The 16,458-nt window shown below is 69.9% G+C and carries 13 protein-coding genes; 9 read left to right on the forward strand and 4 right to left on the reverse strand.

Annotation, left to right across the window (positions count from 1 at the left end; all coding sequences use genetic code 11):
* Positions 1 to 5 precede the first annotated feature (5 nt).
* On the reverse strand, positions 6 to 1,355 hold the full coding sequence (locus F0U60_RS48905; RefSeq protein ID WP_395811122.1) for a thioredoxin family protein: 1,350 nt from the start codon (positions 1,353 to 1,355) through the stop codon (positions 6 to 8).
* A gap of 154 nt (positions 1,356 to 1,509) precedes the next feature.
* On the opposite strand from F0U60_RS48905, the gene F0U60_RS48910 reads away from it, so the two are divergent.
* The 7 genes from F0U60_RS48910 (at position 1,510) to traB (ending at position 10,911) form a co-directional block, all read left to right on the forward strand.
* Positions 1,510 to 2,874 (forward strand): sigma-54-dependent transcriptional regulator, encoded by a 1,365-nt coding sequence (locus tag F0U60_RS48910; protein ID WP_395811124.1) that lies wholly within the window; start codon positions 1,510 to 1,512, stop codon positions 2,872 to 2,874.
* 3 nt (positions 2,875 to 2,877) lie between these two features.
* On the forward strand, positions 2,878 to 4,182 hold the full coding sequence (locus F0U60_RS48915) for a protein kinase (protein ID WP_395811126.1): 1,305 nt from the start codon (positions 2,878 to 2,880) through the stop codon (positions 4,180 to 4,182).
* A 239-nt stretch (positions 4,183 to 4,421) separates the two neighbouring features.
* Entirely contained in the window at positions 4,422 to 4,625 is a 204-nt protein-coding gene (locus tag F0U60_RS48920; RefSeq protein ID WP_395811128.1) for a hypothetical protein, read from the forward strand.
* A gap of 110 nt (positions 4,626 to 4,735) precedes the next feature.
* On the forward strand, positions 4,736 to 6,478 hold the full coding sequence (locus F0U60_RS48925; protein WP_395811130.1) for a GTPase: 1,743 nt from the start codon (positions 4,736 to 4,738) through the stop codon (positions 6,476 to 6,478).
* Between the two features lie 272 nt (positions 6,479 to 6,750).
* Complete coding sequence (locus tag F0U60_RS48930; RefSeq protein ID WP_395811132.1) at positions 6,751 to 7,113, forward strand: helix-turn-helix domain-containing protein; 363 nt, start codon at positions 6,751 to 6,753, stop codon at positions 7,111 to 7,113.
* A gap of 124 nt (positions 7,114 to 7,237) precedes the next feature.
* A complete protein-coding gene (gene traA / locus F0U60_RS48935) occupies positions 7,238 to 9,268 on the forward strand; it encodes an outer membrane exchange protein TraA (protein ID WP_395811134.1) in 2,031 nt (676 codons plus the stop codon).
* Positions 9,265 to 10,911, forward strand: a complete 1,647-nt coding sequence (traB, locus tag F0U60_RS48940; RefSeq protein ID WP_395811136.1) for an outer membrane exchange protein TraB — start codon at positions 9,265 to 9,267, stop codon at positions 10,909 to 10,911. The genes traA and traB overlap by 4 nt, the downstream gene beginning before the upstream one ends.
* Positions 10,912 to 11,001: 90 nt before the next feature.
* Here the strand turns inward: traB and F0U60_RS48945 are convergent, their stop codons facing one another.
* Entirely contained in the window at positions 11,002 to 11,850 is an 849-nt protein-coding gene (locus F0U60_RS48945) for an Ig domain-containing protein (protein ID WP_395825768.1), read from the reverse strand.
* A 228-nt stretch (positions 11,851 to 12,078) separates the two neighbouring features.
* On the opposite strand from F0U60_RS48945, the gene F0U60_RS48950 reads away from it, so the two are divergent.
* The gene (locus F0U60_RS48950) at positions 12,079 to 12,849 is read left to right on the forward strand and encodes a lysophospholipid acyltransferase family protein (RefSeq protein ID WP_395811138.1); all 771 of its coding nucleotides are present in this window, start codon (positions 12,079 to 12,081) and stop codon (positions 12,847 to 12,849) included.
* Between the two features lie 4 nt (positions 12,850 to 12,853).
* On the opposite strand, the gene F0U60_RS48955 is transcribed toward F0U60_RS48950, so the two are convergent.
* Positions 12,854 to 14,464 carry a lipase maturation factor family protein gene (locus F0U60_RS48955; RefSeq protein WP_395811140.1) on the reverse strand — a complete coding sequence of 537 codons (1,611 nt, stop codon included), beginning with the start codon at positions 14,462 to 14,464 and terminating at the stop codon, positions 12,854 to 12,856.
* 133 nt (positions 14,465 to 14,597) lie between these two features.
* Between F0U60_RS48955 and F0U60_RS48960 the strand changes: the two genes are divergently transcribed.
* Positions 14,598 to 15,251, forward strand: coding sequence for an MBL fold metallo-hydrolase (locus F0U60_RS48960; protein ID WP_395811142.1), 654 nt, complete (start codon positions 14,598 to 14,600; stop codon positions 15,249 to 15,251).
* 188 nt (positions 15,252 to 15,439) lie between these two features.
* On the opposite strand, the gene F0U60_RS48965 is transcribed toward F0U60_RS48960, so the two are convergent.
* Positions 15,440 to 16,396, reverse strand: a complete 957-nt coding sequence (locus tag F0U60_RS48965) for an alpha/beta hydrolase family protein (RefSeq protein WP_395811144.1) — start codon at positions 16,394 to 16,396, stop codon at positions 15,440 to 15,442.
* Positions 16,397 to 16,458 lie beyond the last annotated feature (62 nt).

The raw sequence follows: 16,458 nt of genomic DNA on the forward strand, positions 1-16,458 counted from the left end.
GAAGCTCACTTCGCCTTCACTTCGCTCAGCTTCTTCTCGAGCCCGGCCACCACGCGCGGGGAGGCCTGCGCCCCAGAGAGCGTCTTCGCGTAGGTGAGGGCGTCCTCCAGCGTGCGCACGGCAGCGTCGCGCTCGCCCCGGGCGAGGTGGATCTCCGCCCGCTCCGAGAGCACACGCAGCCTCCGGCTCCCCTGCACCTTCTCCAGAGCCCGAGTGCTCGCGGCCAGCGCATCATCCAGCCGCCCCAACCGCCGGTAGAGATTGGCCAGGCGCGCGGGCGGGTTGTAGTCGTCCGGCAGGTCCTTCTCGCTCTGCTCGATGGCCGGCACCACCCGCATCGGAGTCCCCAGCACCAGCGCCGCGGACATGCGGTGCGAGTCGAACACGGTGCGCGCCTCAGGCGTTGGAGCCCGGGCTGCCTCGCCCTCGAGGAAGGTGAGCCACTGCTCGGCGAGCACCTTGGCGCCGGGCTCGTCACCCGCCGACTTGCGGGCTTCGACGAGCAACTCGTACACGCCCGAGCGGTCGTCCGCCGGCATGGAGATGTCCGGAGAGAGCGCCTCGCGCCCCTTCTCTTCCAACGCGGCCTTCAGCTCCTTTGCCCCCTGGGTGTCCGCCGTTACCTGCAACACGCACATGAGCCCCAGGCCCGCCGCGTTCGCCCACGAGGCCGAGTGAGGTACCCGGGGCAGCTCGGCCAGTGCTGTCCGAGCGCACACCTCGTGGCGCTTCGCCCCGTATTGCGCAACGAGGAGCGACTCCAACGCACGGCTACGGCGAGACCAATCGGCCGGTGCCTCGGCCAGGGCCTGGGCAAGTACATCCGCCGCCTCGGCCGCCTTGCCCTCGCCATAGAGGGCATCCCCTCGAGCCAGCAGGGCTTCCGGCCCCTCGGCTCCGCCTCGGAAGGCACGCTCGCCGTCCTCGAGGATCTTCTCGAGTTGGGGCACGGTGGCGCTGCCCGCGAAGCGCACCAGGGCCTTCTCCGTCTTCGGGTCGATGATGAAGAGGGTGGGCCAGATCTCGACCGGGTATTTCTCCTGGAACACCGCATTGCCCGGCAGGTCCGTGTTGATCTCCAGCCAGACGAAGCGCCCAGCGTGCTTCGCGAGCGTCGCGTCCGTGAAGACGTAGGCCTTCATCGAGCGGCAGGTGTGACACCACGGGGCCCAGGTGTCGACGAAGAGGGGCAAGCCCTTCGCCTTCGCCTCCTCGAGAGCACGCGCGTAGTCATCCTCGATGAACGGCAGGGGAGCCTGGGCTTGCGCGGCTGGCGGCTCGGACACGGCCGTGGTGCGCGCAGCGGAGCACCCCAATACACCCACGAGCAACAGGCGGGAGATGTGCGATCGCATGGGCCCGGCACCCTACTCCGGGGACGAGCAGGGGAGAAAGCAGGGCCACGTCCAGGGCGAGGGGGAGTGCGATATGGTAGGCGGAGAGCACCCGCCCGCAGGTCATCCGCCGCCACACGGCGCACTTCAGCCTCTTCACCCCTTTGAAGGACACATGAGCGGCCGAGTCCTCCTCATCGACGATGACCCGAGCATGGTGGAGCTGCTGCAGGCGCGCCTCACGCGCCGCGGCTTCACCGTCACCTCGCTGACCGACCCCAACGCGGCCCTGCCCTTGGTGATGGAGCAGCCCTTCGACGTGGTCCTCACGGACCTGAACATGAAGGGGCTGAGTGGCACGGAGCTGTGCGAGCGCGTGGTGGCCAACGTGCCGGACCTGCCCGTGGTGGTGGTGACGGCCTTCGGCAGCATGGAGACGGCCATCGCCGCCATCCGCGCCGGTGCCTACGACTTCATCACCAAGCCGGTGGAGATGGACGCGCTGGTGCACACGCTCACCCGAGCCGTGCAGCACCACCAGCTCAAGGGCGAGGTGGTGCGCCTGAAGAAGGTCGTCACCGAGTCCCAGCGCCTGGGAGGCCTGCTCGGCTCCAGCCCGCCGATGCGCAAGGTGTACGACCTGCTCACCCGCGTCGCGGACTCGGACGCCACGGTGCTCATCAACGGCGAGAGTGGCACGGGCAAGGAGCTGGTAGCGCGAGCGCTGCACGAGAAGAGCCGGCGCGCCTCGGGTCCCTTCGTGGCCGTCAACTGCGCGGCCATGCCCGAGGCCCTGCTGGAGAGCGAGCTGTTCGGCCATGCCAAGGGTGCCTTCACCGACGCCAAGGCGGCGCGCTCGGGCCTCTTCGTGCAGGCGCATGGCGGTACGCTCTTCCTCGACGAGGTGGGGGAGATGCCCCTAGGCCTGCAGCCCAAGCTGCTGCGTGCCCTGCAGGAGCGGGTGGTGCGCCCGGTGGGCGGGGACCATGAGGTGTCCTTCGACGTGCGCCTGGTGGCCGCCACCAACCGCGACCTGGAGGGCATGGTGGAGGAGAACCGCTTCCGCGAGGACCTCTACTACCGGCTCAACGTGGTGCAGATGGAGCTGCCGCAGCTGCGCGCGCGCGGGGGCGACATCCTCCTGCTGGCCCAGCACTTCATCGAGCACTTCGCCGCTCGTGCCAACAAGCGGGTCACGGGCCTCAACGAGGCCGTGGCCGAGCGGCTGATGAGCTACAGCTGGCCCGGCAACGTGCGCGAGCTGCGCAACTGCATCGAGCGCGCGGTGGCCGTCACCGTCTCCGAGCGCCTCTCGGTGGAGGACCTGCCGGAGAAGATTCGCGCCTACCGCGCCTCGCTCGTGGTGGTGGCCAGCGGAGACCCCTCGGAGCTCACCACGCTCGAAGAGGTGGAGCGCCGCTACATCCTCCGCGTCATGGAGGAGGTGAAGGGCAACAAGTCGCTCGCCGCGCAGATTCTGGGGCTGGACCGCAAGACGCTCTACCGCAAGCTCGACCGCATCAAGGGCTCCGGGGAGTAGCCCATGGCAGGGACAGCGGACCCGTGGCTGGGGCGGGTGGTGGCTGGGCGCTACCAGGTGACGGGGAAGCTCGGCCAGGGCGGTATGGGGACGGTGTACGAGGCCGAGCAGCTTGGCCTCGAGCGCTACGTGGCCCTCAAGGTGCTGCATCCGCATGTCGCGAAGACGCCCGGCGCCACGCTGCGCTTCCAGCGCGAGGCCTGGCTCATGGCCCGGCTGAAGCACCCGGGCGCGGTGCACGTGTTCGACCACGGCACGGACGGAGAGGACCTCTACCTCGCCATGGAGCGGGTGTTCGGCCTGCCGCTGGACGCGGTGCTGGATACCCAGGGTCCGCTGGAGGTGAAGGCCGCGGTGGAGCTCGCCGCGCAGGTGCTGGAGGTGCTGGACGCGGCGCACGCGCTGGGCATGGTGCACCGCGACCTCAAGCCCTCCAACGTGATGCTGGTAGGCGAGCGCTCCGCGCCCAAGGTGAAGGTGCTCGACTTCGGGCTGGCCGCGCTCGTCCACGATGAGAAGCAGGAGCGGCTCACAGGGAGCGGACAGGTGCTCGGCACGCCCGCGTACATGTCCCCCGAACACTGCCGCGGCGAGCCGCTCGATGGGCGCGCGGACCTGTACTCCATGGGGTGCCTGCTGCACGAGCTGCTCGTGGGCCGGCCTCCCTTCGGGGACTCGCCCGCCGTGGAGGTGATGAGCGGCCATCTCTACCGCCCGCCTCCGCCCGTCCGCCAGTTGGTACCGGAACGTGACATCCCTCAAGAGGTGGAGACACTGGTGCTCGCGTGTCTCGACAAGGAAAGGGCGCGGCGTCCGGCGAGCGCGCGCGAGCTGGCCGCCCGATTGAGAGAGGCCCTGGCGCCCCCACCTCCCACGCGCGGCGAGGGCAAGAAGCAGGAGCGGACCCAGCCTCCGCCCACTGCCCCCACCTCGCCTCCGACCGAGCTCCTCGCGAAGCCCGTGGCCCTCATCGAGCCAGGCGGCCCCGCCAATCCCCACGGCATTGGCACCGCGCTGTCGGTGGCGGGCTACCGGGTGGTGCCCGTTGGCGAGCATGACTCCCTGGAGGGGATGTTCGCCCTGGTGGTGGTACCCCGAAGCGACCAGGCCCAAGAGGAGGCGCTGACGCTGGCGAGCACCCTGGCCACCCGGCCCCACGCGCCCCCCGTGCTGCTCTGTGGCAGCGGAGAGGACTTCTCGTTGATGTCGCGCGCCGTGGCGAGCGGCGTGTACGACTACGTCCCCCTCCCGATGGATCCCACGGACCTGGCCCGGAAGGTGAGCCGAGCGCTGCGCTCGCGCCGCTGAGCCCCCTGGCCCTCCGGAAGGGACTGTGGCGGATTGCCCCAGTCCCCAAATGCCGCACCGGACCCCTTCTCCCTTCATTTTCCGGGGACGCGCCGGCACGAACCCCTCCCGAGCCCCTGCCCTGCGGCGGAACGCCACACCGGCCTCCTCTCAGCACCGGCCTCCTCCCGAGGCGGACGCTCTGGCACGCCGGTCGCAATACCCCTCCGCGACCCGCTGCAAGGCTGCTGGAGAACCCCATGAAGCGCATCGCCCTGGCCGTGCTCATGACCCTGACCTTCGCCCCGAGCGCCCACGCCGCTTTGGAGGACGAGGCCGCCCGGGAGATCCGCCTGCTCCGCGCCCAGTCCGCACGCATCCAGAAGCAGCTCGAGCGCGACGTGCGGAACATGGCGAAGACGGGGCCGAAGCTGGAGCGGCCCGCCGCTCCCCAGCCCAAGTGAGTCGCAGCTTGAGTGGCTTCTCTGGCCGGTGACATTCGTCCAGGGCCGACAGAACCGGCACGTCTTCCATGGGCATCCGGCCCGCCACGTGCTGTCTTCCGGGCGAACGGATGAAAGACCTCGCCCACCTGCGCACCGCACTCGAGTCCGCCCGAGACACCCTTCCCTCCCCCGAGAGCTTCCCGGAGGCAGCCGACGCGGACACCGCCCGTCGCCTCCTGGAGCGGCTGCGGCGTGACCTGCTGCCCCGGCTGGGCAGCGCGGACGCGCCCCTGCTGCTGGTGGCCATCGCCGGGCCGAACAACGTGGGCAAGTCCACCCTCTTCAACGCGCTGGTGGGCACGTCCCTGTCCCCCGCCCGCCCCGAGGGAGGCCTCACCAAGCAGTGCCTCGCCGCCGCGCACCCGGACACCTGGACGGGCTCGCTCAAGGACTTCCTCACGCGCCGCTACGACATCGTCCCCGTGGTCTCGGGCGAGGCCGCGCCGGTGGACCAGGCAGGGCCGGCCGGACGCCTCTACCTCGTCCTCGCCGAGGCGGTGCCCCGGGGCCTGGTGGTGATGGACACGCCGGACTTCGACAGCGTCTACCGCGACAACCGCGAGCGCGCCGAGGCCCTGCTCGTCACCGTGGACGTGCTCGTCTTCGTCGTCAGCCGGCAGACGTACCAGAACGCCGCGCTGGTGGACTTCCTGCGCGCCGCCGTGGGCCATGGGCGCCCCTACCTGCTCGTCTACAACGAGGCCACGCGCGAGGAGGTGGCTCGCGGGCACCTGGAGAAGCTGGCCTCGGACGTGGGTCACCCGCCTCTGGCGCGCTACCTTGCTCCGCACCAGCCGGAGGTGGAGGCCGGGGAGAAGCCCCTTGCCACGCACCCGCTGGACGGCGCGCCTTCCCTCTCCGCGCTGCTGGGCGAAGCCGAGCATGTCCGCTCTCTCAAAGCCCGCGCCCTGGAGGCCTCGCTCCGAGACGCGCGCGCGGAGATGGAGCAACTGGCCCGGGCCGCCACAACAGCGGCGCACGAGCCGGAGCGATTGCGCCAGCGGCTGCGTCACGAGTTGCTCACGGTGGGCCGTCACGCAGCCCTCAAGGCGGTCCCCGCGGACGTGCTGGTGGAGGCCTTCCGCGACGAGCTGGACGCGCGCAGTGCCTTCCACCGCTACGTGCGTCTGCCCTTCCGGGGACTGGCCACCGCCCTCACCTTCCTCTCGCGCCAGGTGCGCCGCTCCTTCACCGGCCCCGAGCCCACCTCCGCCCCCGTGGTGCAGGTGACGGAGGACACCCTCCGGGATGGAGTCCGGCGGATGGTGGAGCTCTTCGCCCCGGAAGTAGCCGCCTGGCACGGTGATGCCCGGACGCGCGAGCTGCTCTCCGAGGCCTTCGGCCCCACCCACCTGGCGCGCCTGGACGAGCCCCTAGGCTTCGAGGCGCTCCATGCCCACGCGGCGGACCGCGACAGCCTCTACGCCTTCTGCCGGGGGCTGGTGGGCACGGAGCTGCAAGGCGGCATGCGCGAGGAGATGCTGCAGACCTTCACCACGCTCGTCTACTCGGTACCCTCGGCGGGGGCCGCGGTGGTGACGGTGGCCACCGGAGGCTTCGGCCACGACGCCGTCATCTGGGCCGGGACGCTCCTGTCCACGCCCCTGCTCGAGCGCTTCGTGGACATGCTGGGCGCGGACATCCGCGAGCGCGTCACTCGGAAGTGGGCGGACGCCCACGGCACCACCCTCGCCCAGGCGCTGGAACGGCGCTTCTTCGCGGACCTGCTGGGCCACCTCGATACCCAGGTTTCGGCCTGGGCTCGCACCGCTTCCACCCTGTCCGAGACGACCTCCCGGATCTCCCCCTGAACACCCGCCGTGTCAGACCCCCCGGGCATTCTGTGTCCAACCGCATCTCGCGGACCACGAGGGCGGGTGGGAGTGCTTCGCACATAGGTTATCCCGAGGGAGGAATGGGGTCGGTCGAAGGGGGCGAAGGCTGTGTGTTCCGGCCTTCGCGGGAAGCAGGAGAGAACAGGGTGACTTTAGAAATAGGGTTGAACAAGTGACCTTTACAGTCCTGTTCCGACAACCTGATGCGTCGTATTCCGCCTTGCCTACACTGTAGGGTGGGTTCAGGAATGGACAAGAAACTGGCGAAGACGATTGGGGAGGCCGCCCGTTCGGCCCGACTGCGTGCGCAGCTCACCCAGGCGGATGTAGCGGAGATGGTCGACCTGGTGACCGAAGTGTACGGCCGTATTGAGCGCGGCGGCATGGTGCCGAGCGTTCCAACATTGCTGCGGCTGTGCCGCGCGCTGAGAATCTCCGCGGACGAGTTGTTGGGGTTGGCGGGTCCGGATGGAACGTTGAAGCTCGCCGAGCCACCGAGCGAGCAGGGTGAGAAGCCGGAAGTCCGCGCGGTGTTGCGCGTGCTGCGTCAGCTGGACTCCGGGCAGATCAAGCTCCTGGGTCGGTTGGCTGTAGCCCTCAAGAAGGAGTAGGCAGTCCACCAAATCACCCACCGCTAGAGGCCGAGCCGGGAGCCGGGTACACTTCGTCCCACCCCTCACAGTGTCCCCGGCCTTAACTTGACCGCAGAGGTAGGTCAGGGGATCTTCCAGGCCCGTGTCCGTGCACCTCTTCCGAAGAATGGCCGCTCTGGCGGCGACGTTGCTGGTAGGGCTGGCCCTTACGGCCCGCGCCGAGCAGTTGCCCACCGTGGTCATCACCGGGGCTCCAGTGGCGCCCTCGCCCGCACAGCCTGGAACGGGCCTGTGCGTGGCCTCGAGAGTGTCGATGGACCCGGGGGGGGACTTCCCACAGAGCAACTCCGGCTTCAGTGGAGGACTGAATTCCTTCCTGGAGACCCCGCCCGACAGCGCCAATCCCAACGCCCGCGTCACGTCGGTGCTCCGGACGTTGTTCGATCTCTCGAACAACAACACCTCTGGGCTGAAGCTGAGCTACGGCGATTACGAGAACGCCGTGCCGGGCTGCCCGAATGGTGGCTGCGACTTCTTCGGCGTGAACCCCGCTTCGTCCTTCGCCAGCCGCCTGCGTGGCTACCTGAACGTGACCCCGGACATGGTGGGCCTGCCGGTCCACTTCGGGTTCTACGCCGACGATGCGGTGGCGCTCGTCATCTACGACAACAGCTCCCGCGCCTATCAGATCATCAACCGGCCGCCACGGATCGGGTTCCCGACCTACCGCACAACCAATAGCGTCACCTTCACGAAGCCGGGCCTCTACCCCGTCGAGGTGATGTACGCCGAGTTCGGTGAGCACGCCGCGCTGGAGCTGGCGATCCTGGTCGGGACGTTCAGCGACTTCGAGAGACCGGCGAACGAGGCGCCCGTCATCAGACTGAAGGACGCAGGGTTCGCCCTGGCCAGCCCCACCTCCTTCTATCAGACGGAGAATGGGCGCCCGTCGTTCCCGGATCTCGACCAGTGCCAGCAGTGCAACCGCCAGTACGCGAACCGAGCTGGCAACAACGGATGCGACCCGGGCTACTACTGCAACGGAGCCGCGCTGTGCGCGCCCTGTGAGACCTCGTTCTTCTGCGGCCCCAGCTGCTCGCCCTGCGGTCCCTCCACCCCCGAGTGCCTCAACCGCAACGGCACGTACACCTGCGTCCAGTGCACGGAGGACTCGCACTGCCCCAATGGCCGCTGCGACCCGGACACCAACGAGTGCCGCGGCTGCAGGACCGACGACCACTGCCCGAGTGGCCAGCACTGCGGCACCGACAACGAGTGCCACGAGTGCACCACGGATGCCCACTGCGCGCGCGGAGAGGTCTGCTCGGACAACACCTGCCAGCCCTGCTCCACCCAGGACAGCTGCGCGGGCAACTCCTGCAACTGCTGCCCCGGCGGGCTCAAGTGCGCCGCGACCACTCCCGGGGCCACCCCCTCCTGCGTGGAGTGCTCCAGCAACGACGACTGCACCGATGGCAAGAAGTGCGACCTCGCCAACGGCCGCTGCGTGGAGCAGGTCGCCGAGTGCAACACCTCGGAGCGCTGCGGCGCGCAGTGCGCCAAATGCCCCAACGACCGGCCCTACTGCCTGGACGGCCAGGTGTGCGTCGAGTGCCGCACGGACCTCGAATGCGGTGACGGCAAGTTCTGCCTCAGTGGTGAATGCGCCTCGTGCACCACGGACAAGCGCTGCGGTGGGCGCTGCGAGGCCTGCCCCTCCGAGGCCCCCTTCTGCATCACCGACGGCACCTCCGCGGGCAGCTCCTGCGTGGGCTGTCGCGAGAACGCCGACTGCGGCCCGGGTGGCACGTGCGATCCCACCACGCGCACCTGCAGTGCCTCCACCTGCTCGGTGACTTGCACGGAGGGCTCGGTGTGCTACGGCGACGCCTGCGTCCAGTGCTTCGCCGATGCCCACTGCCCCTGCGGCGGCACCTGCGACACCGCCCTCAACGTCTGCACCACCTCGTGCGACGACAGCAACGACTGCCTCGGCGTCCAGCACTGCTCTGCCGCCACCCAGCAGTGTGAGCGCGGCCGACGCAAGCCCGGGAGCGAGCCGCAAGGGGGCGGCTTCTGCTGCGGCACCACCGCGGACAGCACGCCCGGCGGCATCGCCCTGCTCCTCCTGGTGGCGGCCTTCCTGGCCCTCCGCCCGCGAGGCACCGCGTGAAGCGCTCCGTCCTCATCCCCCTCGGCCTCGCCGTGGGGCTCTTCACCGCGGGGCTCGCCTCCGCGCAGGACGCCCGCTTCGACGTCCAGGCCTTCCGTCCGCTCGGCGCGGCGCAGGACCTGGTCGGCGTCGGCCAGACCCGTCCCATCTCGCACCTCTCCGTCTCCGGTGGCGCCTACCTCAACTTCGCGTTGGATCCGCTGGTGCTCGTCGCCGCGGGCACCAACTCCAAGTCGCTCAGCATCGTAGGCAACCGCCTCCAGCTCGACATCATGGCCTCCGTGGGGCTCCTCGACTGGATTGAGCTCGGCCTGGACATGCCCCTGGTGATGTTCCAGAGCTCGGACAACCTGGAGGCCATCGGCACCGAGGGCTTCATCCAATCCTTCACCCCCGGAGACCTGCGCCTTACCACCAAGGTGTCCATCCCCGGCCTGCGGCGCGAGCCCGCCGGCTCGGGGTGGGGCGGCGCGCTCACCTTCGGCATGGGTCTGCCCACCGGCATCCAGGACGCCTTCACCAGTGACGGCGCCACCACGTGGACGCCTGGCCTGATGATGGACTACCGCTGGGAGTCGGGAATCCTCCTGGCCTTCAACGCGGGCTTCTGGCTGCGCCCGCCGCGCGAGTTCGCCGGTGTGAAGTGGGGCAACGCCGCCACCTTCGGTATCGGCGCCGAGGTCCCCATCGTCCGCGGCTGGGGCGTCACCGCCGTGAGCACGCTGTCCGGCAGCACCCCCCTGGACAAGTTCCCCGACGACGTGCGGCAGATCCCCGCCGAGTTCCTCCTCGGCCTGCGCTGGTACAGCGGGCTCGGCCTCACCTTCACCGTCGGCGGTGGCGCCGGCTGCGGCTGCGCGCTGACGTCCCCGACCCTGCGCCTCTTCACCTCCGTCATCTGGGTGCCGGCCATCACCAAGGAGTACGAGGCCATCGAGCGTTTCAAGGAGCCTCCAGAGCCGAAGACTCCGCTTCCGCCGCCCGTGGACCCGGATGGAGACTCCGTCATCGGCGAGGGTGACCGCTGCCCGACCGCCGCCGGCCCCGTGGAGAACGGCGGCTGCCCCGATACCGACAAGGACAACGACGCCGTGGTGGACCGGCTGGACCGCTGCCCCGAGCACCCCGCCGGCCTACGTGGCCGCGAGGGCTGCCCGCTCGCGCGCATCGAGGGCAACAAGATCGTCATCCTCGACCAGGTCCACTTCGCCACGGACCAGGACGTCATCCTCCCCGAGTCCTTCCCCATCCTCGAGGAAGTGGCCGACGAGCTGCTCAAGCACCTGGAGATCCAGCGCGTGCTCGTCGAGGCCCACACGGACGCGCGCGCCAGCGACGCCTACAACTACGACCTGTCGCGCCGCCGCGCCGCGAGCGTGATGAACTACCTGCTCGACAGCGGCATCGCCGTGGAGCGCCTGTGCTCGGCGGGCTTCGGCCGCAGCCGCCCGGTGGCGTCCAACGACTCCGAGTCGAACATGGCGCTCAACCGTCGCGTCGAGTTCACCATCCAGCCACCCGTCGATGGGCCGCTTCCCGCCTGCCCGCCGGATCCCGCCGCTGAGCAGGCGCTTCCGCCGGTCAAGCAGGGCAAGAAGCGGCAGACCGCGGAGCCCGCCAGGTCCGCCTCGGACGCTCGCTGAGGGCGTCCCTGAGGGGAGGCGGCAGGCTTCGGGGGGGGGTGGAGCACAACCAAGAGGTGGCCGCGTGCCGGCCACCTCGGGTTACTGCGATTAGCGGTTGGCCGTCTTGACCTCGAAGACGACCTCGGCCGCGGCCTTGCGCCGGCCGGCAGTCGCCGTCACCACCGTGCGCCCCGGACCCACCGACGTCACCTGCCCGTTGGGGGACACCGTCGCCACCGACCAGTCCGAGCTGTACCACGACACGGGCACGTCACCGAGCACCACGCCCCGGTTGTTGAACGTCTTGGCGCGCAGCTGCAGCGTCTGCCCGGCCTTCTTGAAGACCAGGTGCGTCGGCTCCACTTCCACCCGCGCGAAGTCCGAGCGCACCACCTGCACCTGCAGGCTGCGGCTCAGCGGCGGCACCGTGGCGGTGATGACGGCCTTCCCAGGCGACACCCCAATCAACCGCCCGTTCTCCACGCGTGCCACGGTCTCGTCACTGGAGCGCCACTCGGGCGGCACATCCAGCAGCGGCTTGCCTAGCTCGTTCTTCACCACGGCGGAGATGGGGATGGAGTTGCCGACCAGCAGGAAGTCCGCCCCATTCACCCGGATGTCCACCAGGCTGGGAATGGACACCTGGACCTCCACCTCGGCCCGGACCTTGCCGGACGCCGCCGCGGCGATGGTGGCCTTCCCGGACCTGCGCGCCACCACCACCCCGTTGTCCACCGTGGCCACTTCCGGCGCCGAGCTCACCCAGCGCAGCTTGGGGTTCTCCACCGGTTGGCCCTTCGCATCGAGCGCAACGGCCTGGAGCACCATGGACTCCCCCGGAGCGTGCAGCGGCCGGTTCTCCGGCAGCTCCAGCGAGAGCGAGGCCGGGGCGGAACGGCACGCACCGAGCACGAGGACGGCGGACAACAACAGCAACGGGCGAATGGACGTCGGCATCTTCACGGCGGCGGTCAGGGGGGCTTGCGGGCGTACAGCGCGCGTCTCGAACTGAGGCGCACAGGACTGTATTTCGATACGACCCTCGCGCAATCATTTGCAAGCCCGCTCGCCAGGCCGTCCGCCTGCTTCTGCCCGATGCCAGACGGTGGAATGGACTCAAGCAGGACGGCGTTCGCTCGAAGGGCGTACGCTGCTCACGCTCGTGGCCAACAGGGGGACCCGTTCGTGATTCACAACGTCTTCTCGCTCCTCGCTCGACTTCCGGAACGCCCTCGCCGGGCGGCCGTCCGCAGGTTGATGGATACGGTGTGGAATCTCCGCACCACCCAGCAGGTCATCGGGCGCGAGAACATCCCCGACGAGCCCTGTCTTTTCATCTGCAACCATCTTTCCAACGCGGATGGATTCACGCTCGACCGGGCCCTGCGGCCCCGCAAGGTGTACTTCCTGGCCGGCATCAAGCTGCAAACCACCGTGATGACCCGGCTCGGCACCGAGGCGGTGGACACCATCTTCATCCGCCCCAACTCGGCGGACATCGAGCCCCTCAAGCGCGCGGTGGAGACGCTCAAGGCGGGCCACTCGGTCCTCATCTTCCCCGAAGGGGGCCGCAGCCGGACGGGGGCGCTCACCCAGGCCAAGAAGGGGGCCAGCCTCATCGCCCGGCGGGCCGGAGTGCCCGTTGTGCCCGTCGCCCTCACCGGGACGGAAAAGTTCATGCCCATCGATGACCGGGACATGGGCCGGGAGCAGGTGCGCCGGGCCCACCTCACCGTCCGCTTCGGCCCGCCGTTCCGCATGAACGAGCTTGAAGCAGAAACCATCGGGGCCGAGGACCCGCGCCAGGCCCTCACCGACGCGATGATGCGGCGGGTGGCCGAGCTGCTCCCCCCGCAGTACCGCGGCGTCTACGCGGACTCCACGCCCGAGGCCGAGAACGAGCCGCTGGCTTCCGAGCACCCGGAGACGCAGCCCTCCCCCGCCCCCAGCCGCTGAGCCCTCACTCCTCCGCGTGCCACTGCAGCCGGGAGCTCGTCCCGCTCGGGGCGAGGCTCAGCGGTGGCAGGTAGAGCCCCAGCCGCTCGCGGGTCCACCATGCCCCCGTGTTCCGGCGCGTCTCCAGGTCCGTCATCCGGTAGTCGTAGAGGACGGCGCGGATGTAGCGCGGTGGGTGCTCGGGGAAGGGATTGTGGGCGAAGAGCTTCAGCACGTCGGGAGAGCCCTCGAGCAGGCGCAGCAGGAGGGCGAGTATCCACGTGGGGGGCGAGCCCAGCGCCGCGAACCACATCTGCCAGTCCAGCCGGGGCTGGTGCGGAGCCACCTGCCTCGGCGCCTGATTCGGGTCGCTCACCTTGTAGCGGAAGGTGTACTCGCGCCACGTCTCGCCGTCATCGGAGCCCTCGAGGGCAATCTCCGGCCGGCGCACCGTCATCACCGCGAAGAGGCCGTAGGGGTTCACCAGGCGCAGCGGACGGACCTTCATCTCCAGCCAGTCCAGCCACCTCGGCGCCAGACGGCGCGGACGCTCGAAGCGGCTCAATATCTCGCTCGCCCCCAGGACGAGGAGCGGCGCCGCGGGGAGCCACGCGCCCACCGTGCGCCACACGGGCCTCGGCTTCGCGGGGGGCGGGGACGGCAGCAGGCGCCGCAGGGACGCGTCATCCAGCAGCCACAGGCCGAGCGCCAGCGACTGCACATTGAAGAAGCCGTAGTTGCCCGTGGCGATGATGACGCCCTGCAGCCCGGAGAAGAGCCAGAAGCCCGCGAGCCTCAACGGCCTGGGAGCGAGGGCGAGGAACGGAGCCACCGTCTCCATCGCGAGCACCGACAACGTGGAGAGCCGCTGCACCTTCTTCGGCAGGTGGTGCGCGTACCAACCGCCACGCGTGGGGAGCGGCGCCGTCTCGTAGTAGTAGTCGCAGGCGGTGAGCTCACGCCACGTCCTGTCACCGGACTTCAGCTTGGACACCCCGGAGCCCAGGTAGAGACGAAGGACGAGCGCCCGCCACAGCGCCACCTGCGCCGCGGAGGGCTCGTAGCGGCCCGGCCCCGGCCGCAGTCCCGCGGGCGCGGTGAGGATTCCGAGCACCCCCATCTCCAGCAACAGCGCGTCCCACTGGAAGGAGAGGAACTCGCGCCCCGCCGAGACATAGGAGAGGTAGAGGGCCCACAGCCCCGTCAGGGCCGCCTGGGGCGCGAGCCCCATCATCACCGCCACGGACAGCACCTGGCCTACGCGGATGCCACGCACCAGCGTCTTGTCCGACGCGTCCAGCCAGAACAGCGTGGGCAACAGGTGGAAACGCTCGCGCCCCAAGGCGAGCAACCGCGGCGAGGCGAGCAGGTGACTCATGGGCTGAATGCCACCCGAGCCGTAGAGGCCCCGCACCTGACGCCCTAACGAGGTGAAGGCGATGAGGTAGAGGCCCCCCAGCGCCTGGAGGAAGACCTGCCTCACGAGCCGGTGATGGGGTGGCGCCACCGAACGTGCGGCGAGCCCGTCCAGGAGCCGCGCCACCCGCGTCCTCGCCCGCCGGCGCGGTCGTCGGGCGGGCAAGGAGCGAAGCATCTGGAAGAACGCCTTGGCGCCTCGGGGGCTGACAGCTCGCATGGGCTCCCTCCTGCTTCCCCCAAAGCTGGGAGTCCCCCAGGAGACGTGCTCATGATGGCAAGCCCCTCGCCCCGGAAGGGCCCGAGCGACCAGGCCTTCACGCCGCGTGCGCACGGGTGCCTAGCTTTGCGGCATGAGCGAGCCCAAGGAACGAGCCCACCGCACGGTTCAGATCCTCCCCGGCATCCATCGCTGGCACGTCAGCGATGATCGCATCGGCGGCATTCAGAGTGATGCCTACGCCGTGGTGGCCGAGGACGGAGCCGTCACCCTCATTGACCCGCTGCCCATCGACGAGAAGGCACTGCGCAAGCTGGGCCGGGTGGAGGCCATCGTGCTCACCTCGGGCAACCACCAGCGCGCGGCGTGGCACCTGCGCAAGGCGTTCGGCGCACCCGTCTGGGCACCGCAGGACGCGTACGGCCTCGAGGACACACCGGACGCCACCTATGTCGGCGGCGACAACCTCCCCGGCGGCCTCGTCGCCTACCACACCCCCGGCCCCGCTGAGTCCATGTACGCCCTCTGGCTGGAGCGGCCCCGGAGCGTCATCTTCCTCTCGGACCTCCTCACCCACGTCGAGAAGGGCACGCCGCGCTTCGTGGAGAGCCAGTACCAGGACGATCCCGGCCGCACTCGCATGAGCATCCAACGCATCCTCGACCACCTGCCCGTCGAGGTGCTCTGCTTCGCCCACGGAGACCCCATCCTGAAGGACGGCGCCTCCGCGCTCCGCAGCGCCCTGGCCGAGGACACCGAGGTCCCCACTCGCTCCCACCCCCTTTGAGCAACGGACGGTGCCGCACGGGCCTTCAGCGGATAGGCTCGCCCGGCCATGTCCTACAAAAGAGCCCCGCGTCCCTCGAGGAGGTGGGGCTGTCGCTCCACGTCCACTGCCGGCTGGGCGTGGTGCACGCCCCGGGAAGGGGAGAAGACCGGGGCGGTACCGAGTCACGTTAGCGGGAAGGCCGGGCCTCAGTGCGCGGAGGCCTCGGCCCGCATCGCCTGGACGGCCTCCTGCTCGGTCAGGGCGGTGGGCAGCGCGGCCGGGTCGTTCTGGAGGATGCGCTGGGCCAGCAGCTCGGTGAGCGGGGCCAGGATGTTGAAGTGCGAACCCCCGGGCACGGTGACGAACCGCACGGGCGCGTCCTTCGCGGCCTTACGCAGCGGCTCGAAGGCGGAGGTGTTGCCCTCCTCGCCCTCGATGACCAGCGTCGGCACGCGGATGTACTTCATGAAGACCACCGGGCTGCGCATCCCCAGCTCCTCGCCCTTGGCGCGATCCAGCGCGGTGCCGGTCTCCCCATAGTAGGCGTAGGCGACGGGGCCGAAGGCGAGGACGCCCCGCACGCGGGGTCCACTGGCCGCGGCGAGCAGGGCCATCGTGCCGCCGGTGCTGTGGCCACCCAGGTAGATGCGCTCGGGGTCCACGTCCGGGCGGCGCGCCAGGAAATCGAGCGCGGCGAGCACGTCATCCACCTCGCCGAGGAAGTACTCGCGCGAGCCGGGGTTGCCGCTGCAGCCGCGCAGCGCGGGCAGCATCAGCACCAGGCCCGCCTCACGGAACGCACGGGCACTCTGGTCGTTGTCGCGAGGGCTCGCCTCCCAGGCGCTCTCGTCGATGCCCCAGTTGAAGCCGCCCTGAATCCACAGCACGGCCGGCCGCTTGGGCCCCTCGCGCACCGGGGTGACATAAGCGACATTGTTGCCGAGCGGCGCGGGGTACATCACCTTCTCGAACACCCCCGCGGGCGGCTGCGGGGCCGGCGTGGTGTCGGGCGCATCCTTGAGCTTCGTCTGGAACTCCCGGCGCGCCTCCACCACGGGGTGCACGGTCTTCTGGCCCTGGGCGGGCTCGCTCTTGCGACAGGCGCCGAGCGAGACGAGAGCACACAGGGACAACAGGGCGGGGACGGAACGGGACATGGCCATGGAAGGACGCGGAGCATGTCCCAGCACCGGGTGTGAGGAAAAGGGACTGGGGGTCCCGGCCG

The sequence above is a fragment of the Archangium minus genome (assembly GCF_044360475.1).
GTDB classification, from domain to species: Bacteria; Myxococcota; Myxococcia; order Myxococcales; family Myxococcaceae; genus Archangium; species Archangium minus.